General features: G+C 70.1%; 19 protein-coding genes and 1 tRNA gene. 16 read left to right on the top strand and 4 right to left on the bottom strand.

All coding sequences use genetic code 11. The annotated features are described in order from the left end of the window. Nucleotides 1–7: 7 nt before the first annotated feature. Nucleotides 8–628 carry a TetR/AcrR family transcriptional regulator gene (locus ACNI14_RS05645; protein WP_420519423.1) on the bottom strand — a complete coding sequence of 207 codons (621 nt, stop codon included), beginning with the start codon at nucleotides 626–628 and terminating at the stop codon, nucleotides 8–10. A 94-nt stretch (nucleotides 629–722) separates the two neighbouring features. Here ACNI14_RS05645 and ACNI14_RS05640 point away from each other — a divergent pair. The 3 genes from ACNI14_RS05640 to ACNI14_RS05630 all read left to right on the top strand — a co-directional run bounded on the left by ACNI14_RS05640 (nucleotide 723) and on the right by ACNI14_RS05630 (nucleotide 3,608). Further along, nucleotides 723–794, top strand: a tRNA-Gln gene (locus ACNI14_RS05640). Nucleotides 795–1,068: 274 nt separating this feature from the next. Further along, nucleotides 1,069–2,631 (top strand): bifunctional UDP-N-acetylglucosamine diphosphorylase/glucosamine-1-phosphate N-acetyltransferase GlmU, encoded by a 1,563-nt coding sequence (gene glmU / locus ACNI14_RS05635; protein ID WP_420518985.1) that lies wholly within the window; start codon nucleotides 1,069–1,071, stop codon nucleotides 2,629–2,631. After that, nucleotides 2,628–3,608 (top strand): ribose-phosphate diphosphokinase, encoded by a 981-nt coding sequence (locus ACNI14_RS05630; RefSeq protein ID WP_420518984.1) that lies wholly within the window; start codon nucleotides 2,628–2,630, stop codon nucleotides 3,606–3,608. The genes glmU and ACNI14_RS05630 overlap by 4 nt, the downstream gene beginning before the upstream one ends. Before the next feature lie 3 nt (nucleotides 3,609–3,611). Here ACNI14_RS05630 and ACNI14_RS05625 read toward each other — a convergent pair whose 3' ends face one another. Both ACNI14_RS05625 and ACNI14_RS05620 read right to left on the bottom strand, forming a co-directional pair. Next, complete coding sequence (locus ACNI14_RS05625; RefSeq protein WP_420518983.1) at nucleotides 3,612–4,259, bottom strand: phosphatase PAP2 family protein; 648 nt, start codon at nucleotides 4,257–4,259, stop codon at nucleotides 3,612–3,614. Nucleotides 4,260–4,329: 70 nt separating this feature from the next. Further along, nucleotides 4,330–5,130 (bottom strand): DUF1206 domain-containing protein, encoded by an 801-nt coding sequence (locus ACNI14_RS05620; RefSeq protein WP_420518982.1) that lies wholly within the window; start codon nucleotides 5,128–5,130, stop codon nucleotides 4,330–4,332. 255 nt (nucleotides 5,131–5,385) lie between these two features. Here ACNI14_RS05620 and ACNI14_RS05615 point away from each other — a divergent pair, with 255 nt between their 5' ends. Then, on the top strand, nucleotides 5,386–6,027 hold the full coding sequence (locus ACNI14_RS05615; RefSeq protein WP_420518981.1) for a 50S ribosomal protein L25/general stress protein Ctc: 642 nt from the start codon (nucleotides 5,386–5,388) through the stop codon (nucleotides 6,025–6,027). A 92-nt stretch (nucleotides 6,028–6,119) separates the two neighbouring features. Then, nucleotides 6,120–6,692: an aminoacyl-tRNA hydrolase gene (pth, locus tag ACNI14_RS05610; protein ID WP_420518980.1), complete on the top strand. Its 573-nt coding sequence runs from the start codon at nucleotides 6,120–6,122 to the stop codon at nucleotides 6,690–6,692. A 33-nt stretch (nucleotides 6,693–6,725) separates the two neighbouring features. Here pth and ACNI14_RS05605 read toward each other — a convergent pair whose 3' ends face one another. Beyond that, nucleotides 6,726–7,556, bottom strand: a complete 831-nt coding sequence (locus tag ACNI14_RS05605; protein ID WP_420518979.1) for an SDR family NAD(P)-dependent oxidoreductase — start codon at nucleotides 7,554–7,556, stop codon at nucleotides 6,726–6,728. A 210-nt stretch (nucleotides 7,557–7,766) separates the two neighbouring features. On the opposite strand from ACNI14_RS05605, the gene ACNI14_RS05600 reads away from it, so the two are divergent. The 11 genes from ACNI14_RS05600 to ACNI14_RS05550 all read left to right on the top strand — a co-directional run bounded on the left by ACNI14_RS05600 (nucleotide 7,767) and on the right by ACNI14_RS05550 (nucleotide 24,884). After that, nucleotides 7,767–8,519 carry an HAD family hydrolase gene (locus tag ACNI14_RS05600; protein WP_420518978.1) on the top strand — a complete coding sequence of 251 codons (753 nt, stop codon included), beginning with the start codon at nucleotides 7,767–7,769 and terminating at the stop codon, nucleotides 8,517–8,519. After that, nucleotides 8,516–11,077 carry a glycoside hydrolase family 65 protein gene (locus tag ACNI14_RS05595; protein ID WP_420518977.1) on the top strand — a complete coding sequence of 854 codons (2,562 nt, stop codon included), beginning with the start codon at nucleotides 8,516–8,518 and terminating at the stop codon, nucleotides 11,075–11,077. The genes ACNI14_RS05600 and ACNI14_RS05595 overlap by 4 nt, the downstream gene beginning before the upstream one ends. A gap of 127 nt (nucleotides 11,078–11,204) precedes the next feature. Next, the gene (locus tag ACNI14_RS05590; RefSeq protein ID WP_420518976.1) at nucleotides 11,205–11,804 is read left to right on the top strand and encodes a sugar O-acetyltransferase; all 600 of its coding nucleotides are present in this window, start codon (nucleotides 11,205–11,207) and stop codon (nucleotides 11,802–11,804) included. A 130-nt stretch (nucleotides 11,805–11,934) separates the two neighbouring features. Further along, the gene (mfd, locus tag ACNI14_RS05585; RefSeq protein ID WP_420518975.1) at nucleotides 11,935–15,414 is read left to right on the top strand and encodes a transcription-repair coupling factor; all 3,480 of its coding nucleotides are present in this window, start codon (nucleotides 11,935–11,937) and stop codon (nucleotides 15,412–15,414) included. Between the two features lie 11 nt (nucleotides 15,415–15,425). After that, on the top strand, nucleotides 15,426–16,043 hold the full coding sequence (locus ACNI14_RS05580; RefSeq protein WP_420518974.1) for a hypothetical protein: 618 nt from the start codon (nucleotides 15,426–15,428) through the stop codon (nucleotides 16,041–16,043). Further along, nucleotides 16,040–16,702 (top strand): nucleoside triphosphate pyrophosphohydrolase, encoded by a 663-nt coding sequence (gene mazG, locus ACNI14_RS05575; protein WP_420518973.1) that lies wholly within the window; start codon nucleotides 16,040–16,042, stop codon nucleotides 16,700–16,702. Before ACNI14_RS05580 ends, mazG begins: the two co-directional genes overlap by 4 nt. A gap of 77 nt (nucleotides 16,703–16,779) precedes the next feature. Further along, entirely contained in the window at nucleotides 16,780–18,063 is a 1,284-nt protein-coding gene (eno, locus tag ACNI14_RS05570; protein ID WP_420518972.1) for a phosphopyruvate hydratase, read from the top strand. Between the two features lie 397 nt (nucleotides 18,064–18,460). Beyond that, nucleotides 18,461–18,964 carry an FtsB family cell division protein gene (locus ACNI14_RS05565; RefSeq protein ID WP_420518971.1) on the top strand — a complete coding sequence of 168 codons (504 nt, stop codon included), beginning with the start codon at nucleotides 18,461–18,463 and terminating at the stop codon, nucleotides 18,962–18,964. Next, nucleotides 18,961–19,521: a DUF501 domain-containing protein gene (locus tag ACNI14_RS05560; RefSeq protein WP_420518970.1), complete on the top strand. Its 561-nt coding sequence runs from the start codon at nucleotides 18,961–18,963 to the stop codon at nucleotides 19,519–19,521. Before ACNI14_RS05565 ends, ACNI14_RS05560 begins: the two co-directional genes overlap by 4 nt. Next, nucleotides 19,521–20,477 (top strand): Ppx/GppA phosphatase family protein, encoded by a 957-nt coding sequence (locus ACNI14_RS05555; RefSeq protein ID WP_420518969.1) that lies wholly within the window; start codon nucleotides 19,521–19,523, stop codon nucleotides 20,475–20,477. The genes ACNI14_RS05560 and ACNI14_RS05555 overlap by 1 nt, the downstream gene beginning before the upstream one ends. 315 nt (nucleotides 20,478–20,792) lie before the next feature. Beyond that, the gene (locus tag ACNI14_RS05550) at nucleotides 20,793–24,884 is read left to right on the top strand and encodes an Ig-like domain-containing protein (protein ID WP_420518968.1); all 4,092 of its coding nucleotides are present in this window, start codon (nucleotides 20,793–20,795) and stop codon (nucleotides 24,882–24,884) included. The last annotated feature ends 200 nt before the right edge of the window (nucleotides 24,885–25,084 follow it).

Genomic DNA, 25,084 nt, shown 5'->3' with positions numbered 1-25,084 from the left:
GGCCGCGCTACTGGTCGTCGACCGGGGGAGCCTGCCCGCTCCGCTCCATGTGGACGCTCTCGAAATTGCTGAGCCCGTTCCACGCGAGGTTCACCAGGTGCGCTGCGACCTCGTCCTTGGACGGCTCGCGGACCTCGGCCCAGTGCTGGCCCGTGAGTGCGACCATGCCCACGAGCATCTGCGAGTAGATGGGCGCGCTCGACGGGTTGAGCCCGCGCTTGGAGAACTGGTGAGCGAGCAGGTGCTCGACCTGCGCGGCGACGTCGCCGATCAGCGAGGAGAAGGTGCCGGTGCCCTGGGCGACGGGGGAGTCGCGCACGAGCATCCGGAAGCCGTCGGGGGAGGACTCGATGTAGTCCAGCAGCGCCATCGCGGCCCGCTCGACGAGCTGTCGCGGGTGGCCACGCTCGTCCAAGGCTCCCGTGAGCGAGCCCAGCAGCGATTGGACCTCGCGGTCGACGATCACCGCGTAGACGCCCTCCTTGCCGCCGAAGTGCTCGTAGACCACCGGCTTGGAGACGTCGGCGCGGGCCGCGATCTCCTCGACGGACGTGCCCTCGAAGCCGCGTTCGGCGAAGAGCGTGCGCGCGACGGCGAGCAGCTGCTCGCGCCGCTCATGCGCCGTCATGCGGGCGCGGGGGGGCTTGCGGGGCTCGTCTGTCACGTCACCAGTGTGCCGCGAATCCTGGCAGACTGGGCCACCCGGGGCGCGAGCCCCCAGTTCCGCCCTGGTGTAATGGCAGCACGCAGGCCTTTGGAGCCTTGCAGTACAGGTTCGAATCCTGTGGGCGGAGCCCTCCCTTCCCCACGCATCGGCCCTCCCTTCCCCACGCATCGGCCCTCCCCGCGCGCATCCCCCTTCACTGCGAACCACTTTTCTGTGCGACACCCCGGCTGTGGGGCCGATGTGGGGTCCTTCCCGGAGTGTCCCGGACGTATGTGGTTCGTAGTTCGAGGAGGGAGGGGGAGAAGCGACGGCCAGTGCGCGTGGGCCGCATCCCTTGGCCGCCGGTAGAGTGGTGCCCGCAGCAGTTGAACGCCCCGAGAGGGGCAGCAGAAGGGAGCCCGGTGAGCCGCACGCGACCCGCCGCCGTGATTATCCTTGCCGCCGGTGCAGGCACCCGTATGAAGTCGGCCACCCCGAAGGTGCTCCACTCGATCGCCGGGCGCTCTCTCGTGGGCCACGCGCTCACCGCGGCGGCCGCCCTCGAGCCCCGCCGCGTGGCCGTTGTCGTCCGCCACGACCGGGAGCGCGTCGCGGACCACATCCGCGAGATCGCGCCGTACGCGCTGCTCGCGGACCAGGACGAGATCCCTGGCACGGGACGGGCCGTCTCCTGCGGACTGTCGACCCTCGATGCCACCGCCGTCGCGGCGCGCGTCGCCAGCGGCGAGGTCGGCGACAGCGCGGTGCTCGATACCCAGCTCGACGGCGCGGTCGTGGTCACCAGCGGCGACGTGCCGCTCGTCGACGGCGAGCTTCTGGGCGCGCTGGTCGATGCCCACCAGCGCTCCGGCGCCGCCGTCACGCTGCTGACCGCACGAGTCGGCGACCCCACCGGCTACGGCCGGATCGTGCGCGACGCCGAGACCGACGAGGTCGTCGAGATCGTCGAGCACAAGGACGCCACGGAGCAGCAGCGCGCGATCACGGAGATCAACGCCGGCATCTACGTCTTCGAGGCCGCCGTGCTCAGGGAGGCCCTCGCGCGGCTGGGCCAGGACAACTCGCAGGGCGAGATGTACCTCACCGATGTGGTCGCGATCGCACGCGGCGCCGGCGGGCACGTCTTCCCGTTCGTCGCTCCCGATGCCGGAGCGACCGAGGGCGTCAACGACCGCGTCCAACTCGCGGCGGCCGCCCGTGCACTCAACGACCGGATCCTCCACCGGTGGATGCGCGAGGGCGTCGGAATCGTCGACCCGGCCACCACCTGGATCGATGCGAACGTCACCCTCGCGGCCGATGCGACCATCCTGCCCGGCACCCAGCTGCACGGTCAGACGGAGGTCGCGTCCGGCGCGACCGTCGGTCCCGACTGCACCCTCACCGATGTGCTCGTCGGGCCGGGCGCGACGGTGCTGCGCACGCACGCCGAGCGCGCCGAGATCGGCCCCGGCGCAACCGTCGGCCCCTTCGCGCACCTGCGCCCCGGGACCGTGATCGGCGAGGGCGGCAAGGTCGGCGAGTTCGTGGGCGTCAAGAATTCCGTGATCGGCCCCGACGCCAAGGTGCCTCACCTCAGCTACGTCGGGGACGCGGAGATCGGTGAGGGCTCGAACGTGGGCGCCGGGACCATCTTCGTGAACTACGACGGTGTCAACAAGCACCGCACCACGGTGGGCGCGCACGTGCGCATCGGCTCCGACAACACGCTGATCGCCCCGCTCACCATCGGCGACGGGGCGTACACCGGCGCCGGCACCACGGTCCGTCACGACGTTCCGCCGGGCGCCCTGGCGATCAACTCCTCGCCCCAGCAGACCGTCGGTGGCTGGGTCGAGCGGCGTCGCGCCGGCAGCACCTCGGCCGAGGCGGCCCACCGGGCCATCCACTCAGATGACGCGCCCGACGGGCTATCGTCGACTTCACAGGCCAGCACGGCCGACGACTCCAAGGGAGACGCATGAGCGCAGAGATCTCGCACGCGAGCGGCCGACGAATGGTGCTGGCAGGTGGCCGTGCACATCCGGCGCTGGCTGAGGCCGTCGCGGACGACCTCGACATCGAGCTCCTCCCGACGACCGCCTACACGTTCGCCAACGGCGAGCTCTACGTGCGGTTCGGGGAGAGCGTGCGAGGGGCCGATGCGTTCGTCATCCAGTCGCACGCCGCACCCATCAACGAGGCGATCATGGAGCAGCTGATCATGGTGGACGCGCTCAAGCGCGCCTCGGCCAAGCAGATCACTGCCGTGATTCCCTGCTACGGGTACGCGCGTCAGGACAAGAAGCACAAGGGCCGCGAGCCGATCTCGGCGCGGCTCATGGCGGACCTGTTCAAGACCGCGGGCGCCGACCGCATCATGTCGATCGATCTCCACACCGCGCAGATCCAGGGCTTCTTCGACGGCCCCGTCGATCACCTGTGGGCGATGCCGCTGCTGGCTCAGTACGTGCGGACGCGCGTCTCACCCGACAACCTCACGATCGTGTCGCCTGACGCGGGACGGGTGCGACTGGCCGATCAGTGGTCGGACTATCTGGGTGCGCCCCTCGCGATCATTCACAAGCGGCGCGACCCCTCGGTGCCCAACCAGGTCAAGGTGCACGAGCTCGTGGGCCAGGTCGAGGGCCGCACATGCGTGCTCGTCGACGACATGATCGACACCGGCGGCACCATCGTCCAGGCCGCGGAGGCGCTGTTCGACAACGGGGCCAAGGACGTCATCGTGGCGTCGACCCATGGGCTGCTGTCCGGGCCCGCCATGGAGCGGCTGCGCGACTCTCAGATCTGCGAGGTGGTCGTCACCGACACCCTGCCGATCTCGGAGGAGGACAAGTTCGACAAGCTCACGGTGCTGTCGATCGCTCCGCTGATCGCGCGAGCGGTGCGCGAGGTGTTCGACGACGGCTCGGTGACCAGCCTGTTCCAGGGCAACGTCTGAGTCTCAGGCGGTCGATCCCCGGCCATCGGCCCGGATCACGCGCTCGGCGGCGTCGCGCATCGGGAGCCAATTCCAGGCGATGAGCGCGCACGTGGTTCCCACCACGAGCCCCGCGATCACGTCCGTCGGGTGGTGCAGGCCCCGGTACACGCGCGACACTGCCATGGCGATGGGCAGGATCAGGCACAGGACCTGAACGGTGACCCGCAGGGCCGTGCTGCGAATGCGGGTCGCCAACAGCGCGAGGGCCACGTAGACCGCCGTCGTCGCCCCGGTATGCCCGCTCGGAAAGCTCGACGTGGGCGGCGCGTAGTTGAGGTGCTCCACATCGGGGCGCGAGCGACCCACGACCATCGACGACGTGAGGAAGACGGCCGCCTGGATCCCGAGCGCGAGCACGGGCACCATCGCGAACCACCATTGGCGCGTCTTCCACCAGATGAGCGCGGCGACCACCAGGCATGTCGCGATGAGCACCTCGGTGTCGCCGACCCTGGACACCGCCGCGGAGACGGGATCCAGCGTGTCGGTGCGCAATTCCACGAAGGCCTCGTTGACGGCGCTCTCATCGAGAGCGAGAAGGTCGACGATGAGGAAGCCTGCGCCGACCACGGCCACCCACAGCGCGGCGGTGGGCAGCAGCACTCTCATGAGGAGCGAGCGCCCCGCCTGGCGGTGGGTGGGGGCGGTCGTGCCCGGGCCGTGCCCGATCACCGCCGCCTCACATCCGGGCGTAGCGGGCGCGGGCGAACGAGTACAGGCCGTATGCGGCGAAGCCGATGCCGACGAGCGCCACCAGCCACGCGCCGAACGGGAGTCCGAGCAGGCTCTCGATTGCGCCGTCGAGTCCCTGGGCCTCGTCGGCATCCGCGTTGATGGCGGCGAAGACGAACAGCACTCCCACGACTGCCAGTGCCACGCCCTTGGCGATGTAGCCCACGGTGCCGGTGGCGGTGACTCCCTTCGACACCTCGTCTCCAGAAGGTGTGCGCAGCTCCTCGCGGAACTTCTGCGTCCAGCCCTTGTAGACGTGGTAGCCCGCGCCGGCCAGGATGCCGAGTCCGAGTGCTCCCACCAGGAAGCGTCCGCCCGGAGCCCCCATGAGAGTCGCGGCGAAGCCCTGCGCCTGCGAGTCCTGGCTCCCGCCGCCGCCGGAGCCCATCGCAATCGTGGCGGAGGTGAAGGCCAGCGAGAGGTAGAGGACGGCCTTGCCGGCAGCCTTCGCACGGTCGCCCTTGTCGGAGCCCCGGAAGGCATCCGCGGCCTGCCATGCCGCGAGAGCCACGAATGCGGCTGCGGCCCCCCACAGCGCGAACCCGCCGAAGGCGGACTCCGCGATCTGGGACAGCGCCGAGGACGAGTCCGCCTCCGTGCCGCCGCCGCCCGCCAGCGGAATCTGGACGATGATCACGCCCAGCATGATGTGGATCAGGCCCGAGACGGCGTACCCCGCGCGGGCCGCCTTCTCCCAGACGTCGCCCGTATCTCCGCTGCGCGCGCTTGATGCGTGTGAGGTACTCATGCCAGGCAAACGCCCAGGTGGCCACCGGCCATTCCCCGCGCCATTCCCCGCGGCCGCGCGGAACCCGCCCGCGTATCGGCCGAATGGCGACCGAGCCCGACCGGGAGGCGCCCAGGTCTGCCCTCAGGTATGATGGACCAGTTCCTCGGCGAGGGAGGCCCCCGGGCTCTCCGTGATCGACGCGGCAGATGCTCTTCGCGCCTGCCTTGCCCAGGCCCGACACTGAAGCATCTGACCGATACCGAGGAGAACCCCATGGCTGACAAGCTGACGCTCGTAGCAGAGCACCGCACCGAGTTCGGCAAGGGGTACGCGCGTCGTATCCGCGCCAACGACAAGATCCCCGCCGTGCTCTACGGCCACGGCACCGCGCCCGACCACATCGTGCTCCCGGGCCACGACACGATGATGGCGCTGAAGAACCCCAACGCGCTGCTCAACATCGACATCGACGGCAAGAAGACGCTCGCGATCGCGAAGGACGTCCAGCGTCACCCGATCAAGCCCTACATCGTCCACGTCGACCTGCTCATCGTGAAGAAGGGTGAGAAGATCACGGTCGACGTGCCCGTGCACCTCGAGGGCGAGTCCGCTCCGGGCACCATCCACATCCTCGAGATCTCGTCGCTCGAGATCGCGGCCGAGGCCACCCACCTTCCCGAGTACGTCACCGTGTCGATCGAGGGCATGGAGGAGGGCGACAAGCTGCTCGCCGGCGACATCACGCTCCCGCAGGGATCGGAGCTCGACGGCGACCCCGAGCAGCTGATCGTGCACATCTCCGTGCCGCGCATCGCCGCCGAGGAGGAGGACACCGAGGCCCCCGAGGGCGACGTGGTTCCCGGCACCGAGGACGGCGACGGACCGGCGGAGTCCCCCGCGGACGACGAGAACTAAGCCCCTTCGACAACGAGGCTTCATCCATGCGCAGCGCCCGTCACCCGTGGTGGCGGGCGCTTCGCTTTGGCCGACGGACACCAGGGGAGACGATGACCGCGCTCGTGATCGGCTTGGGCAATCCCGGCGAGGAGTACGCGGGCACGCGGCACAACGTGGGCCAGATGGTCGTCGAGGAGCTCGCCCGTCGTGGGGCGACCGCGCTGTCGGTGCACAAGAAGACCCGCACGCGCTCGACGACGGCGCGCCTGGCAGGCGGCGCCGTCGTGCTCGGCGTTCCCATGTCGTACATGAACGTGAGCGGCGGCCCCGTGTCCTCACTCGCGAAGTATCACTCAGTCGACCCCGCTTCAGTGATCGTGATCCACGACGATCTCGACATCCCCTACGGCTCCGTCCGTCTCAAGCGCGGTGGCGGCGCCGGCGGGCACAACGGGCTCAAGGATGTGGCGAAGGCGCTCGACACCCCCGACTACCTGCGCGTGAGGGTCGGCGTCGGCCGTCCTCCCGGACGCATGGACCCCGCCGCGTACGTCCTCAAGCCCTTCTCCGCCGCGGAGCGCAAAGAGCTCCCGCTGGTCATCAGCGATGCGGCCGATGCGGTCGAGGCGGTCCTCGGCGACGGCCTCGAGGCCGCGCAGCAGCGCTTTCACACCAAGCCTTAGCGGCGCTCGGCACGCTCCTCATGGGCACGGTGCTCATGTGCCCTGAGGCGCGATCTCCCAGTCACTGACGGTCAGCCGCCGGCCGGTCGGCTGACCGTCTTCGGCGGCCGCAGCCCGCGCCCGCAGGTCCTCCACCGTGTCGGACCCGGCCCGCAGGTAGCAGCCCGAGAGGCGGTCCAACTCGCCGGCAGCGATCACGTTCAGCAGCTCGGTGACCGCCTCGGGGGGAGTCCAGTCGGTGCGGTCCGCGTGCGCGGCCATGTTCACCGTCATGTCGGTGGACACCACGCCGGGGGCGAGCTCGAATGCCCTCAGCCCACGGGCGTAGCCCGCCTCGTGCAGACCACCGCCGATGCGGAACAGCGCCGTCTTGGTGGCGTTGTACCCGAACGTGACGTCCATGTCCCGCGTCCCGGCGCCGGAGTTGAGGTTCACCACTCGGCCCCCGCCGCGCGCGAGCATGCCGGGGACGGCGGACCGGGCGAGGAGGAAGGCGCCGTAGACGTTGACCTCCAGCACGTTGCGGACCTCGTCCCGATCCGCCTCCCACAGCGGCACCTCAGCATCGTTGAGCCCCGCGTTGTTGACGAGCAGGTCGATCGAGCCGAGCTCGCTCTCAGCGGTCGCCACGGCCCCGTCGACCGCGGCAGCGTCGGTGACGTCCGCGGTCAGCACGACGGCCCTGCGCCCGCGTGCGGATACCTCGCGAGCGACGTCGTCGAGCAGGTCGGCGTCCCGGGCGACGAGGGCGACATCGAGCCCGGCCTCGGCCAGGCCCAGTGCGAGGTGACGCCCGATCCCCCGCGAGGCGCCGGTGACGAGGGCGGTGCGAGCTGGTCCAGGATGCTTGTCGTCGGTACCCATATGACGATCGTAGGCCCGGCGGTTCATGGGGCAGGGGCGCGCAGTGCCACCTCGACGGCATCCGGGCCCCTGATCGGTCCGGCTGCGAGGCCGGGTGGTCGGGGAATGGACAAACCCCGGGGCACCGTCACTACTATCGAGAGTGCCGGTGGCAGGCCCGCCGTCATGCCCGCGCCCGAACACGACTGTGGACCGCATGAGGGAGAACTCGTGACCACCATCAACACCGCCTGGGCCATCCCCCAGTGGGACGACCGTCGCTTCGCCGCGGCACTGTTCGACCTGGACGGCGTGCTGACCCCCACGGCCGAGGTGCACATGAAGGCCTGGCGCCGCATGTTCACGGACTACTTCACCGCTCACGGCATCACGCCCGAGTACTCCGACGACGACTACTTCGCGTATGTCGACGGCAAGCCCCGATACGACGGCGTGCGCGCATGCCTGGCCTCGCGCGGGGTGGTGCTGCCCGAGGGCACGCCCGATGATCCGGCCGGTGCCGAGACCATCTGCGGGGTGGGCAACACCAAGAACGACGCGTTCGAGGCGATCCTGCGCGAGGAGGGCGTCGAGGCCTACCGTGGCTCCGTCGCGCTGATCGACCACCTCGAGAGCCTGGGCGTGGCGATGGCGGTCGTGTCCAGCTCGCGCAATGCGCCTGCCGTCCTCGAGGCGGCGGGCCTCTCGCACCGGTTCGAGGTCGTGGTGGACGGCAACGTCGTCGCGAGCGAAGGAATCTCCGGCAAGCCGGCGCCCGACATGTTCTCTCTCGCCGCTCGGCGTCTGGGCGTGGCCGATGAGGACTCCGTGGTGGTCGAGGACGCGCTCTCTGGCGTCCAGGCCGGCGCAGCTGGGGACTTCGGCCTCGTGGTGGGTGTGGACCGCGGGGCGGGCGTCGACGCCCTGATCGACAACGGGGCCCAGATCGTCGTGTCGGACCTCGAGGAGCTGATCGCACAGTGAAGGCCGCCAAGCGCCCCATCGGAGACACCAGCGCTCCCGACTATCTGGACCGGCTGAGGTTCCCGGTCGACCCGTGGCGGCTCGTGGAGACCGAGTTCTCCCGCAAGGACATCGGCGTCACCGAGACGCTGTTCGCCGTGGGCAACGGCTACCTGGGGCTGCGCGGCAACGTCGAGGACGGCCACGATGCGCACGCGCACGGAACCTTCATCAACGGCTTCCACGAGACCTGGAAGATCCTCCATGCCGAGGAGGCGTACGGCTTCGCGCGCACCGGGCAGACCATCGTCAACGTGCCCGACCCCAAGATCATCCGCCTGTACGTGAACGACGAGCCACTGCTGCTGTCCGTCGCGGACCTCGTCAGCTACTCCCGGGTGCTCGACCTGCGTGACGGGGTGCTGTCCCGCGACCTGCTGTGGCGCACCCCCTCCGGCAACCGCGTGCGGGTGCGCTCCAAGCGCATGGTCTCGTTCGCACAGCGCCACCTCGCGCTGATGACCTTCGAGGTGACGCTGCTGGACGAGGAGGCGCCCATCGCGATCTCCTCGCAGCTGCTCAACCGCCAGGCCGGGCTCGACGAGTACCGCGCCAACCCCTCTCCCGACGTGATCGCGGATCCGCGCAAGGCGGAGAGGCTCGCGACGCGGGTGCTCGAGCCCCGCCTGCACCACGCCCAGGACGACCGCGTGGTGCTCGGGTATCAGGCGGCGAGCTCGGGGATGACGCTCGCGGCGGCGATGGAGCACTGGGTCGACTTCGAGGACGACTACGACCGCGTCACCGAGGTGGATCAGGACTACGCCAAGCACGTGTTCCGTGCGCGGGCCAAGCCGGGTCAGACCTTCTCGCTCACCAAGGTCGTGAGCTATCACACGTCCCGTGCCGTGCCGGCCCGCGAACTCGCCGACCGCTGCAACCGCACGCTCGACCGCGTGCGCTCGGAGGGCACCGGCACTCAATTCGAAGACCAGCGGCAGTGGCTCGCGGACTTCTGGGATCGCTCCGACGTGGAGATCGAGGGCAACGACGGCATCCAGCAGGCGGTGCGCTGGAACCTGTTCCAGCTCGCACAGGCGGCCGCGCGCGGGGACGGGCACGGCATCGCGGCGAAGGGGGTCACGGGCTCCGGCTACGGCGGCCACTACTTCTGGGACTCCGAGATCTACGCGCTGCCGTTCTTCACCTACACCTCGCCGGTGATCGCCCGCAACGCGCTGCGCTACCGGTATCGGATGCTCGGGGCCGCCGAACGGCGCGCGGGCGAGCTCGCTCAGAACGGCGCGCTGTTCCCGTGGCGCACCATCAACGGCGAGGAGGCCTCGGCGTACTACGCGGCCGGCACCGCGCAGTACCACATCGACGCCGACATCGCGTATGCGATCGACAAGTACGTGCGCGCCACGGGCGACGACGACTTCCTGGCCCGCGAGGGGATCGACATCCTGGTGCAGACGGCGCGCATGTGGGCGGATCTGGGCTTCTGGCGCCGGGTCGCTGGCGACGGTGAGTCGTTCCGGATCCACGGCGTGACCGGGCCCGACGAGTACACCACCGTCGTGAACGACAACCTGTACACCAACGTCATGGCGCGCTTCAACCTGCGCTGCGCCGCTCAGAGCGTGCGCAAGCTGCAGGACCGGTGGCCCGACCAGTACTCGCGCTTGGTGTCGAGGCTCGAGGTGACCGAGCACGAGGTTCGCGAGTGGGAGCGCGCTGCCGACGGCATGGCGATCCTGTGGGACGAGCAGCTGGGGATCCACCCGCAGGACGCGCTGTTCAACGAGCGCGAGGTGTGGGACCTGGCGAACACTCCGGCGGAGAAGCGGCCGCTGCTGCTGCACTTCCACCCGCTGGTGATCTACCGCTTCCAGGTGCTCAAGCAGGCCGACGTGGTGCTCGCCCTGTTCCTGCAGGGAGAGCACTTCACCGCGGAGCAGAAGAAGGCCGACTTCGACTACTACGACCCCATCACCACGGGCGACTCCACGCTGTCGGGCGTGGTCCAGTCGATCATCGCCGCCGAGGTCGGCTATAGCGACCTCGCGCTGCGCTACTTCTGGGACAGTCTGTACGTCGACCTGGGCGACCTGCACTTGAACGCCGCGGACGGCGTGCACGTGGCGTCGACCGGCGGGGTATGGTCCGCGCTCGTGTACGGATTCGGTGGCTTCCGCGACCAGAACGACGTCCTCAAGTTCGACCCACGCCTGCCCGCGGGCTGGGACTCGTTGACGTTCCGGCTCAGCCAGCGCGGCACGCGCGTGCGAGTCGCGGTGCGCCCCGAGGACGTGACCTTCACGATCGAGGAGGGCCCGGGGCTGTCGGTGGAGGTGCGCGGTGAGCGGTTCTCCCTGACGCAGCTGCAGCCGCTGACGGTGCCGCTCGACGGCCAGGGTCCTCGGTTGGAGGGCGGGCCGGACGCGACCGCCTACCACGGCACCGTGCGCGCCGACGGCACGGTGATCCGCCCGTCGCTGCCCGCGAACGTGAATGACGACGTGGCCCCCACGCACGAGATCAACCTCGACGAGGTGGCGGAGCGCGTCCAGGAATGACACGCGGCCGATGCGGTCGCCGGCTTGATCCTCGCCGTCACGCCGCGCTCGGCACTGGGTGCGAGGAGTGAAACTAGGCTGAGGCGCACCGACGGATTCAACGAGGAAGCGAAGGGCGGTCCCGCAGGTGAGCACTCTCGAGGAGCAGTTCCGGCATATGGCTACCGGGGCGATGTACGACGATGTCACTCCCGAGCTGGTCGAGGCGCGCACGCGGGCGGTGCTCGCGACCAACGAGTACAACGCCTCATACGGACAGCCTCAGGCCGAGCGGGAGGCGCTGCTGCGTGCGCTGCTCGGGACCGTGGGCGAAGGGGCGAGCTTCGAGCCGACGTTCCGCTGCGAGTTCGGCGTCAACATCCACTTGGGGGACAGGTTCTTCGGCAACTTCGACTGCGTGATGCTCGACTGCGCGCCCATCGTGATCGGCGACGACGTGCTGATCGCGCCCAAGGTCGGCCTCTACACCGCGAACCACGCCTTCGACGCCGGCGAGAGGGCCGCGGGGGCGTGCTGGGCGCAGCCCATCACCATCGGCAACTCGGTGTGGATCGGCGGCGGGGTGACGGTGGTGCCAGGAGTGACGATCGGTGACGGGGCGATCGTGGGAGCCGGTGCCATCGTGACCAAGGATGTTCCCGCGTACACGGTGGTGGCGGGCTCCCCGGCCCGCGTGATCCGCGAGATCACCGCGGATGACCGCACGGGCTACACCCCCGCCCACTGAGCACGGCCCCGCCGTCCCACCACCTCCAAGGGGACGGCCCTGCGCACGGTTCGCATCCGGGGCGTCTCCTGGAGGAACGTAAGATGCAGTGCCGGAGATTCCGGTCGCTTCGCATGCCCTGGAGGCTCCCGTGACCCGCCCACTGACCCGTCTGCTGAGCGACGTCGACCTTCCCGTGATCGAGGCGGGCCACCTGGTGGCCCCCACCGCGGCGGCGCCCGCCCTGGTCGCGCGCACCGTGGCCGACGCGGGCGCGCCGGTCGTGGTCGTCACCGCGACCTCCGGCGATGCGGACACGTTCGCGGCCGCGCTCGGCTCGTTCCTCGACCCCGCGACCGTGACCACCCTTCCGGCATGGGAGACGCTCCCGCACGAGCGCCTGAGCCCCCGCTCCGACACCGTGGCGCGACGCCTCGCGACGCTGCGGCGGCTGGTCCACCCCGAGGCCGTCGAGCGCGAGGCCGGCCTGCCGCCCGCCAGCGTGGTGGTCACCCCGCTGCGCGCGCTGCTGCAGCCCGTGATCCCGGACCTGGCGGACCTCGCACCCGTGTCCCTGCGCGTGGGAGACGTCACGGACCTGACGTCGCTGACGGACGCGCTCGGCGACGCCGCCTACACGCGCGTGGATATGGTCGAGCGCCGCGGCGAGTTCGCGGTGCGCGGCGGGATCGTCGACGTGTTCGCGCCGACGGACCCCCACCCGGTGCGGATCGAGTTCTTTGGCGACGAGGTCGACTCGATGCGGTCGTTCTCGGTCGCCGATCAGCGCTCACTCGTCGATGTCGAGCTGCTGTGGGCGCCCCCGTGCCGCGAACTGCTGCTCACCGATGACGTGCGCCGCCGCGCGGCCTCGCTGGCCGACGAGATCCCCGCCGCCGCCGAGATGCTGGGCCGCATCGCGTCCGGCGTCGCGGTCGAGGGGATGGAGAGCCTGATCCCGGTGCTCGTCGACCGGCTGGTGCCCATCACCGAGTCCTTCCCGCGCGCGACCCGCGTGGTCGCGGTGGAGCCCGAGCGGCTCGCCCGCCGGGCAGAGGACCTCACGCGCACGGCCGACGAGTTTCGCGCCGCTGCGTGGGTGAGCGCGACCGCCGGAGGTGAGGCGCCCATCGAGCCCGCCGCCGCGACGTTCCTGTCGCTCGACGAGATCCGCGAGGCCTCCGAGGCGCGCGGCCTGGACTGGGCGACCATCGGCCCGTTCGGCACGGCCGATGCGGTCGTCGCCTCGGTCACGGACGTCGAGGACTACCGGGGCCGGCTGGAGAAGGCGCTGGTCGCCGTGCGCTCGCGCGTCGCCGAAGGCTGGCGCGTGGTGATCACGGCCGCGGGCACCGGCTCCGCGCATCGGCTCGCCGAGCAATGCGCCGAGCTGGACATCGCCGCGCGTGTCATGGACGAGTACGAGCCCGTTCAGGACGTGGTCGCGATCGTGCCGCACATCACGGGGACGGGCTTCCAGTCCGCGGCCGCCAAGGTGCTGGTCCTGAACGAATCCGACCTCACGGGCCGCTCGGCCGCGGCGGCGGGGCCTAAGGTCAAGGTTCCCAGCCGGCGCCGCAACGTCGTGGATCCGCTGCAGCTGCGCACCGGCGACTTCGTGGTGCACGAGAGCCACGGGGTGGGCCGGTTCGTCGAGCTCACCAAGCGCACGGTGCGCGGCGTCGAGCGCGAGTACCTGGTGATCGAGTACGCGCCCTCCAAGCGCGGCGGCGCGGCCGACCGGCTGTCGGTGCCCACCGATCAGCTGGACCTGGTGACCAAGTACGTCGGCGGGGAGTCGCCGTCGGTCAACAAGATGGGCGGCTCCGACTGGGCGAAGACCAAGGGGCGCGCGCGCCGCGCGGTCAAGGAGATCGCCGGCGAACTCATCCGGCTGTACTCGGCGCGCATGGCGTCGCAGGGCCGCGAGTTCGGCCCCGACACCCCGTGGCAGCGCGAGCTCGAGGAGGCCTTCGCCTACGTCGAGACTCCTGATCAGCTCAGCAGCATCGACGAGGTCAAGGCCGACATGGAGAAGTCCGTTCCGATGGACCGGCTGGTGTGCGGCGACGTCGGCTTCGGCAAGACCGAGATCGCGCTGCGCGCCGCCTTCAAGGCCATCCAGGACGGCGCCCAGGTGGCGGTGCTGTGCCCCACCACTCTGCTGGTCAAGCAGCACGTCGACACCTTCACCGAGCGGTTCGCGCAGTTCCCGGTGAAGGTCGCGTCGCTGTCACGCTTCCAGAGTGACAAGGAGGCCAAGGAGGTCGTCCAGGGCCTGTCCGACGGCACCGTGGACCTGGTGATCGGCACCCACCGGCTCATCACGGGCCAGGTGCGGTTCAAGGACCTGGGACTGATCATCATCGACGAGGAGCAGCGGTTCGGCGTCGAGCACAAGGAGACGCTCAAGGCCATGCGCACGGACGTGGACGTGCTGTCGATGTCCGCCACGCCGATCCCGCGCACCCTCGAGATGGCCGTGACCGGGATCCGCGAGATGTCGACGCTCGCGACCCCGCCGGAGGAGCGCCACCCGATCCTGACGTACGTGGGTCCGTACGAGAACCCCCAGGTCGCGGCGGCGATCCGCCGCGAGCTCATGCGCGACGGCCAGGCCTTCTACATCCACAACTCGGTGAAGACCATCACGTCCGCGGCGAGGAGGCTGTCCGAGCTGGTGCCGGAGGCCCGCATCGCGGTCGCCCACGGGCAGATGAGCGAGAAGCAGCTCGAACAGGTCATCGTCGACTACTACGACCGCAAGTACGACGTGCTGGTGTGCACCACCATCGTCGAGACGGGACTGGACATCCCGAACGCCAACACGCTGATCGTCGAGCGCGCCGACACCTTCGGGCTGTCCCAGCTGCACCAGCTGCGCGGCCGCGTGGGGCGCGCCCGCGAGCGTGCCTACGCGTACTTCCTCTACCCCATGGATCGCACCCTGACGGAGACCGCCCACGATCGCCTGCAGACCATCGCGGCCAACACCGATCTGGGCGCCGGCATGGCCGTCGCGATGAAGGACCTCGAGATCCGCGGAGCGGGCAACCTCCTGGGTGGGGAGCAGTCGGGCCACATCGAGGGTGTGGGCTTCGACCTGTACATCCGCCTGGTGGGCGAGGCCGTCGCGGACTTCCGCGGTGAGGGCGAGCCCGAGCGCGCGCCGATGACGCTCGACCTGCCCATCGACGCGCACCTGCCCACCGAATACATCGAGCACGAGCGGCTGCGTCTCGAGGCGTACCGGAAGATCGCCGATGCCACCGACGAGTCCGCGCTCGCGGCCATCGAGGAGGAGCTGCGCGACCGCTACGGCAACCTCCCCGAGCCCGTCGAGAACCTGTTCGCGGTGGCGAGGCTGCGGATCGAGGTGCGCGAGGCCGGCATCACGGACGTCGTGGCGCAGGGCAAGTTCATCCGGTTCAGCCCGCTCGAGCTGCCGGACTCCGCGGCCATGCGCATCACTCGGATCTACCCGGGCACGCTCATCAAGCCCGCCGTGCGTCAGGTGCTTGTGCCCGCCCCTCTCACCGCGCGCCTGGGGGGATCCCCGGTCGAGGGTCTCCCGGTCCTGGAGTGGGTGCGCGAGGTGATTCGGGTCACGAGCCCCGCGCCCGTAGGATGAGGGCCATGAAGATGAGCGTCCGTAACCGTGCCTTCGGCGGCGTCCTCGCGGGAGCAGCGCTCCTGCTGACGGGGTGCGCCGTCCCTGGTCAGCCCGCCGCCCCTGGAGCCGCAGCCGTGGTCGAGGGAGTGACCCTCTCGAACGACCGGGTGTCGATGTTGCAGGACGCGTGGGATGAGGAGGCGGCCGCCCCCGCCGCGCGCCGCAGCGTCATCACGCTGGAGATGATGCGCGAGCCGCTGCTCGCGGCGACGGGCGAGATCGACTACCAGTATCACCGCACGCAGGCGGAGCAGCAGGCCATGGTGGTGCTGCGCACGCAGGGCATCCAGGACGAGCCCAGCGACGCGATGGTCGACGCGATCGAAGGCGCCTTCCTGTTGGCCGCGTTCACGCTGCTTCCCGAGGACCTCAGCGCGCTGCAGTCGGTCGCGGAGCAGGTCGAGGCCGACGCCGTCACGAACTCCCGCAGCGGAGACTTCGACGCCGATGCCTTCATAGCGTCAGTGCTGCAGGCCGTCGAGATCGCGACCGCCGAGGCGAACGGCGGCTCTCCCGTCTGGTTCACGAGCTTCAACGCGGTCAACGGCCTGACCGCGGCCGACTCGCCCTGGCTCGCCACCGAGTGACGGCCCACGTCGAGGGCGCGGGCCTCGCCCGGCTCGTCGAGGTGATGGACCGCCTGCGCTCGCCCGGCGGCTGCCCGTGGGACGCCGAACAGACTCACGAGTCGCTCGCGCCCTACGCCCTCGAGGAGGTGCACGAACTGCTCGAGGCGATCGAGACCGGCACCCGCGCCGACCTGCGCGAGGAGCTGGGCGACGTGCTGCTGCAGGTCGTGTTCCACGCTCGCGTCGCGGCCGAGCACGCCGAGGACCCGTTCGACATCGACGACGTCGCGACATCCGTCGCGGACAAGCTCGTCGAACGCCACCCCCACGTGTTCGCGGACGCCGATGCGGCCACGGCCGAGCAGGTCAGCGCCAACTGGGAGCGCATCAAGAAGGCGACCAAGGGCCGCGACTCCGTGATGGACGGCATCCCCGCATCCCAGCCCGCCCTCGCGCGTGCCCAGAAGGTCATCTCGCGCGCCTCCCGCGCGCAGCTGGACGTGCGAGACCCCGCCGGTGTGGGCATCGGCCCCCAACTGCTCGCGATCGTGGCGCGCGCGCAGGCCGAGGGCGTCGACGCGGAGGCCGCGCTGCGCCAGGCGACCCGAGACTACGAGACGGCTGCCCGCGAGGCCGAGTCCGCATCGGCCGGGGCCACCGAACATTCATCCGACTAGGACCTACGTCGGTGCGCGAGGCAAATCGTGCGCCGATAGACTCCAAAGAGAAACCCCCAGCAAACTGAAGGAGCATCATGGCCAGCATTGAGGCTATTGGCGCCCGCGAGATTCTTGACTCGCGCGGCAACCCCACCGTGGAGGTCGAGGTCGCGCTGGAGGACGGCACGTTCTCGCGCGCCGCGGTCCCCTCCGGCGCCTCCACCGGCGCCTTCGAGGCGGTCGAGCGTCGCGATGGCGACAAGAACCGCTACCTCGGCAAGGGCGTCGAGCAGGCCGTGGACGCGGTCATCGACGAGATCGCCCCGGAGATCGTCGGCCTGGACGCCACCGAGCAGCGCATCATCGACCAGACCATGCTGGACCTGGACGGCACCGACAACAAGGGCAAGCTGGGCGCGAACGCGATCCTCGGCGTGTCGCTCGCGGTCGCCAAGGCTGCCGCCGACTCGGCCGACCTGGCGCTGTTCCGCTACATCGGCGGCCCGAACGCGCACCTGCTGCCCGTGCCCATGATGAACATCCTGAACGGTGGATCGCACGCGGATTCGAACGTTGACATCCAGGAGTTCATGATCGCTCCCGTCGGCGCCCCCACGTTCCGTGAGGCCTACCGCTACGGCGCGGAGGTCTACCACGCCCTCAAGTCCGTGCTCAAGGAGCGCGGCCTGGCCACCGGGCTGGGCGACGAGGGCGGCTTCGCACCCAACCTCGCGTCGAACCGCGAGGCGCTCGACCTGATCCTGGTCGCGATCGAGAAGGCGGGCCTCAAGCCCGGCGACGACGTGGCACTCGCGCTCGACGTCGCGGCCACCGAGTTCTTCGAGGACGGTCAGTACAACTGGGAGGGCGGCCAGAAGTCGCCCGAGGGGATGGCCGACTTCTACGAGCAGCTCGTCGCCGACTACCCGCTGGTGTCGATCGAGGACCCGCTGGACGAGGACGACTGGACCGGCTGGGCGGGCCTCACCGCCCGCATCGGCGACAAGGTGCAGATCGTGGGAGACGACCTGTTCGTCACCAACCCCACGCGCCTCAAGCGCGGCATCGACGAGAACTCGGCGAACGCCCTGCTCGTGAAGCTGAACCAGATCGGCACGCTCACCGAGACCATCGACGCGGTGTCCATGGCGACTCGCGCGGGCTTCACGTCGATGGTGTCGCACCGCTCGGGCGAGACCGAGGACGTCACGATCGCGGACCTCTCCGTCGCGCTCAACACCGGCCAGATCAAGACCGGAGCGCCCGCCCGCGGCGAGCGCATCGCGAAGTACAACCAGCTGCTGCGCATCGAGGAGGAGCTGGACGACGCCGCCGCGTACGCCGGCACCTCGGCGTTCCCGCGCCGCTACTCGGCGTAACGCTTCACGGCTCACGAGGCCGCGGGTCGCTCAGGCGGCCCGCGGCCTCTGCCATGTCCGGGGGTGCTGTCCGTCGACGCGGCGCACTCGCGGGCCCGGCCAGCGCCGGACCCGCGACGGCGATTGTGGCGACGCGCGGCGCGCGCGGTGCCCGGTGCGCGGCGGCGCTGAGACAATCACTTCCGTGAGCGCCCCCACCCGTCCCGGCGCGCCGCGGCCTGCCCCACGGGCCCCGCGGCGCACGGCTGACGCGCGCGCTTCGCGTCGCCAGGGCCCGTCGACGGGGTCGGTGCGCCGGCCGCAGACGCGGCCCGGAGGGCCGTCGGGTCCCGGCCGCTCCGTTCCCGCCCCCACACCATCACTCGACCCTGCGCGGCCTCGTGGCTCGTGGACGGCGATGCTGACGTGGCGTGCGGCGGTGACCCTGCTCGTGATCGCGCTCGCGATCGCAGTCGTGGCGCCATCGGTCCGCGCCTACGTCGATCAGCAGGCCACGCTGGCCGAGCTCCGGGAGGATGCGGCCGCGGCGCAGGCCGAGGTCGACCACTTGAACGCTGAGCTCGCGCGTTGGGACGACAGGGCCTTCATCGTGGCGCAGGCGCGAGAGCGGCTGGCCTACGTGTTCCCCGGCGAGACCCCGTTCCGCGTGGTCGACGCCGAGACCGTGGACGGTCCCGCGACGGGCTCACCCGCGGCGGACCGGCAGCCGGCGGTGGCGGCGGGCGCGCCCTGGTACGACAGGTTGTGGGATTCGGTCCTGGTGGCAGGAGGCGAGCAGCGCGCGGGGGAAGCGGCCGAATCGGGGGAGAAGGGCCGCGCGGACGGCGCCGCCGGCACCGGCGACGCCGAGGAGGAGATCGGGGAGAACGAGCCGCTCACCGACGTAGACTTCGGAGAGTGAGCGACACCCCTGCCACCGAGGCCGATCTGACCGTCCTGGCGGCGCAGCTGGGGCGTCAGCCCCGCGGAGTCGTCGCGATCGCCGCCCGCTGCGTGTGCGGCAACCCGACCGTGGTGCACACCGCCCCGCGGCTTCCCGACGGCACACCCTTCCCCACGCAGTACTACCTCACTCACCCCGAGGCCGTCGCGGCCGTGTCCACTCTCGAGGCACGCGGCACCATGCGCGACATGAACGAGCGGCTCGCCTCGGATCCCGACCTCGCGCAGCACTACCGGCGCGCGCACGAGTCGTACCTCGAGGAGCGCGCCGAGCTGGGCGACGTGCCCGAGATCGACGGCATCTCCGCCGGCGGCATGCCCGACCGGGTCAAGTGCCTGCACGTGCTCGTGGGCCATGCGCTCGCGGCGGGTCCCGGGGTGAACCCCCTCGGTGACGAGGCGCTCGAGATGATCGGTGGCCACTGGCGGCCCGATCGCTGCACGTGCCCGTCGATCGGCTCCGAGCCGGACGCAGCGTGGTCCGCCGACCCCGATCCTCACTCCCAGGAGGCCTGATGCCCCGCGTTGCCGCGATCGACTGTGGGACCAACTCGATCCGCCTGCTGATCGCCGACGTCGACCTGGACTCCGGAGCGCTCACCGACGTGGTGCGTCGCATGCTCGTGGTGCGCCTGGGCCAGGGCGTGGACCGCACAGGGGAGTTCGCGCCCGAGGCCCTCGAGCGCACGCTCGCCGCCACGGCAGAGTACGCGGAGCAGTGCCGCGAGCACGGCGTCGAGTCGATCCGCTTCGTGGCGACGTCCGCGACTCGGGACGCGCGCAACCGCGACGAGTTCATCGAGGGGGTGCGCGAGCGCCTGGGGGTCGCTCCGGAGGTGATCACCGGGGCCGAGGAGGCGCAGCTGTCCTTCCGGGGCGCCCTCAGCGCGCTCGACGCGTCGCGTCCCGGCCCATACCTCGTGGTCGACCTGGGCGGCGGCTCGACGGAGCTGGTGCTCGGGGACCTTGCCCCCGAGGCGGTGCACTCGATGGACGTGGGCTGCGTGCGGATGACCGAGCGCCACCTCCACGCCGACCCGCCCGCCGTGGCGCAGGTCGCCGCGGCGCAGGCGGACGTGAGGGCGGCGCTCGACGCGGCGATGGTGGACGTGCCGCTCGGCGGGGCCCGCACCCTCGTGGGGCTGGCGGGAACCATCACCACCGTGACCGCGCACGCTCTCGACCTCGACGAGTACTCCCGCGAGGCCATCAACGGCACCGAGCTGTCGATCGACGTCGCCGCCCGCTCGTGCGAGGAGCTGCTGGCCGCGAACCACGATGGGCGCACCGCGATGCCCTTCATGCACCCGGGACGCGTGGACGTGATCGGCGCCGGGGCGCTCGTGTGGCGCGAGGTCATGCTGCGCGTGCGGGACGAGGTCGCGTCCCAGGGCGGCGCTCTCGACACCGCGGTCACGAGCGAGCACGACATCCTGGACGGGATCGCGTTCTCCGCCGCCGAGCGGCACTGAGCTCTCAGACGTGAGGTGGCGTCAGCATTGCTGAGCCGCGCGCTGCGATACACACCCCGCCCGCGCATCGGCCGCTGCCGGTAAGGAGGCCCCACTTAGCAGGCGACCTCCCAAGATAGTTTTACTTAGGCGAAACATAAATACGGCCCTCTACGAAATGTTCTCTCTCTAGCGTGTCACTGGCACCGCTTGCCGGCCCCCGGTCCCCGCGGTGTCTCCCCCGATCCGCACAATAGGAAGAGGACCGCCGTGAAGGCATCCCGTTCTATACGCTGGCGCGCGCTTGTCACAGGTGCCCTGGCAGCAACACTGCTCTTGCCCCCACTATCTGCCTCGGCTTCGGAACCCGTTGCCGCAGGCGCCCTCGTCAACGACCCGCCAGCCGCCGACCCCGTCGCCGTCGCACTCGACGCCGGCACCGTGCCCGATCCGCTGGACCGCGGTTCGTACACGCCCAGCACGATCCAGGAGACCAAGCTCGGCCTCGCGGACCTGCAGGAGCCGAACTCGTCGGGCAACGCGCCGGACGAGGGCACCTCGCAGGCTCCCGTGAGTCTGGAGATCCGTGGAGCGCTCTACTCGCCCGCCGACCGTGCGGAGCCTTCGCCGCTGCTGCTGCTGGTGCACGGAAACCACGGCTCATGCGATGCCGGACAGGACCGATCGACCGCGACCTGCGAGGAGTACAAGCGCAACGAGGCTGGCTACGCGTACCTCGGTGAGAACCTCGCGAGCTGGGGCTACACCGTGTTCTCGGTGTCGCAGGACGAGATGATGATGCGCCAGGACGGCTGGGCCGGCAAGGGCATGCACCAGCGCCGCATGCTTATCGCCGCCACGCTCGACGCGCTCTCCGCCGCCAACGAGCCCGGCGGGCTGCCCGACGACGAGCACACCACCATCGGCGACACCCTCGCGGGCAAGCTCGACATGTCGCGCATCGGCCTGATGGGCCACTCGCGCGGTGGCGATGCCGTCACGAGCTTCATCGACTACAACCGCATCCGGACGGATGGCCCTCGCTATCCCATCCGCGGCGTCATCTCCCTCGCGCCCGTCGATTACGAGCGCAAGGCCCCCTACGGCGTGCCGTACATGACGATCCTGCCGTGGTGTGACGGCGACGTGTCGAACCTTCAGGGTGCGCGCATGTTCGAGCGCAGCCAGTACATCAACGGTGCGAACCCGTTCCCATCGATCCAGGTCTCTCACCAGGGCGGAAACCACAACTGGTACAACACCGTGTGGGTCGCCGATGGTCAGGACGGCACGAACTCGAACGATGCCGCGTGCGGTGACAGCCGCCCGTCGAACGACCGCAACGTGCGCGACAACAACCTGCGCCTGAGCGGTGCGGCCAGCTACGACCCGGCGTCCTACGTGATCGACAACAGCGACACGTACAACCCCGAGGTCAACACCAAGATCTCCGGCGACCCCGACCGCATGGGTGCCCAGGAGAAGCTGGGGCTCGCGTCCATGGCCTCGTTCTTCCGCCGCTACGTGGGTGGTGAGGGAGCATTCGAGCCCTACATGACGGGCGAGCTGTCGACCACCGAGTCTCACCTGCAGATCCCCGCATCGGCCTGCCCCGACATCACCGACGGTGACAAGGCCATCGAGTGCGAGGAACGAGTGACGACCACGTACTTCGCACCTTCCAACGAGCGGATCGACATCATCCGTCCCGAGGTGGAGAGCCCGCTGGCGCTCAACGCGCTGGGCGGAACCCTGAGCGGCACCGGATTCGCCAACCCGTACCCCGACAACGGCGGCGTGGACCCGCGGCCCGAGCCGGCGACTGGCTTCGACTGGTGCAACCCGGAGCCCGACCAGTTCGCGCCCGGTGTGCTGGGCATCTCGGGCAACCCTGACGCTCAGAAGGCGTGCCCCCTTCCGAACCCCGACGAGGTCGGCGGACAGAACGGCACACGCGAGAACTCGCCGATCAACCACTCGTACGGCCGCCAGCTGGCGCTCGCATGGGAGGACGGCACGCCCGCGACCCTGACGGCGCAGATCCCTGCGGCGTCGAAGGACGCCACCGGTCTCAAGGCGCTCGCGTTCAGCGCGGACGTCAACTTCTTCGACCCGCGCAACCCCGGCTACGTGGTGCGCGACGAGGAGGACCCGGCGTACGACCCCGAGGCAGAGGTGCTGTTCGACCCGGCCGCATCGACGCAGGACTTCGAGCTCGTGCTGACCGACACCGACGGTCACGAGGCGACGGTGAACGCGGGCGACCCCCGCTGGGGCAACGCCCTGCACATGTCGACCGGTGACAAGACGCGTCACACGCACATCGTCCTCGAGCAGGTCCGGGTGCCGTTGACGGAGTTCTCGGGCCAGGGCGTCGACCTGTCGTCGCTCGCGAGCCTCGAGCTGCGCTTCGGCACCGACGGCACGCCCGCGTCGGGATCGATCCAGCTCGCCGACGTGCGGTTCCAGGAGGCTGCCTCCGCCGAGCCGCTCATCCTGTCCGACGGCGTGACCCCGAACGCGGGTGCCGGCCACGGCGCCCCCGCGACCGGACCGGACCCGGCGGCATTCGTCGCCGAGACCGACAACACCCCGGGCGAGTTGAGCCTGCCCGACACCGTCGCCGACCCGGCGTCGAACGTCACGTGGGTCGTCGACGACGACCGCGTGCAGTGCCCGAACGCGAACTTCTCGGGCATCCAGGAGGCGGTGGACTACGCATCGCCGTGGGACACCATCGTGGTCTGCGACGGCACGTACGTGGAGAGCTCGACCCCGGTCGACAGCGCTCGCACGCCGGCCGCCGAGGGCGCGACGAACGGCCTCACGATCCGCAAGCCCTTGAAGATCAAGGGCGCGGGCGCCGACAAGGTGACGATCATGCCTGACCAGAGCCTCACGACGCTGGCCGGCACGACCCCGTACCTGCGCGACGGCGGCGGCAACGTCATCACCGTCTCGCGTCAGTCGCTCGGCTCGACCGACACGAACGAGCTGTTCCTCGACCTTTCCGGAGTCACGGTGACCTCGGGCTCGGTGCACGCCGAGGCGGGCATCGCGTTCCTCAACACGGCGGGACGGATCGCGGACAGCGTGATCGGCCCGCTCGCGGTGGGAGCGAACGAGGACGAGCGTGACGCCAGCCCTCACGGCTGGGGAATCGTGAAGACGAACTACCTGCAGGGCGCGGGTCCGGGCACGGTCGAGACTGAGCTCACCGTCACGGACAGCGTCGTCACCGGCTACCAGTCGGGCGGCATCCTGTTCGACGGCGGCCGCGGTGCCGATGGGGACCCCGGCAACGACATCGACGCCGGGATCCGCCAGCACGGCTACGTGAGCAACACGGTGGTCGCGGGCTCGGGCAGCGACGAGTTCGAGCAGGTGGGAGTGGAGTTCCGCCACGGCGTCGACGGATTCGTCACGATGAGCCGCGTCACGGGCAATGCGACCGAGCAGGTATCGCTCGTCGAGGCGCCCGACGTCACCGTGACGGACACCATCACCGACCCGTCCCAGACGTCGCCAGAAGGCGTGCCGACGGGCGTCGGGGCAGTGGTGGACGAGGCACCCACGGCTGCGATCGTCGATCCCGGGACCGGCCTCGTGGTCGACCCGGGCGTGGAGCTCGCGCCGCTGGTGCGTGCGAAGGATGACTTCGCCGTCCAGTCCGTCGAGCTGCTGGCCGACGGCGAGCACGTCGCGACGCTGAGCACGTCTCCGTACGCGTTCACCTGGGCACCGACCGAGGAGAACGCCGGATCGGACGTGGTCTTCACGGCCATCGTGACGGACTCGGCGGGCCAGACGGTGACCAGCGACGACTACGTCGTCACGGTCGCCGGCGACGAGCCCATGTTCGTGGACGTCGACGAGTCGCTGGAGCACTACGAGTCGATCATGTGGCTCTCCGAGCAGGGCATCACGACGGGTTGGGAGACTGAGGCGGGCACGGAGTTCCGTACCTTCCGCTCGATCACGCGTGATGCGATGGCGGCGTTCCTATACCGCTATTCAGGTTCGCCGGACGTGACGCTTCCCGAGGAGTCTCCGTTCGAGGACATCACCCCGGACAACACGGAGTTCTACAAGGAGATCGTGTGGCTTGCCGGCCAGGGCATCACTGAGGGCTGGAGCACCGACGAGGGAATGGAGTTCCGTCCCTTCGAGCCGATCACGCGTGATGCGATGGCGGCGTTCCTGTACCGCATGGCGGGTGAGCCCGACTGGGAGGCACCCACGAGCTCGCCGTTCGAGGACATCACGACCTCGAACACGGAGTTCTACACGGAGATCACCTGGTTGGAGTCCACCGGCATCACTGAGGGCTGGGAGACGTCTGCGGGCGTCGAGTTCCGACCCTTCGGTGAGACCACCCGTGACGCCATGGCCACGTTCCTCTACCGCTACGACGGGCTCGACAGCTAACCGTTGAGCACCAGCGAGGGCCCCGGCGCCAGACACGGTGCCGGGGCCCTCGTCGTGTCTTCGCGACCATCGACGGACCGGATGAACTGTGCCCGGCAGTGAGCCCTGAGCGCGCGCCAGCGATCGCGACCGAGTTCATCCGGCCCGTCGGACGCGCGGCGGGGTCGGATTGGTTCAAACTGTCGTGGCGCGGGATGATC

This window comes from Demequina pilifera, assembly GCF_048814985.1.
Lineage (GTDB): Bacteria > Actinomycetota > Actinomycetes > Actinomycetales > Demequinaceae > Demequina.
This window is presented reverse-complemented; position numbering and strand designations above follow the sequence as displayed.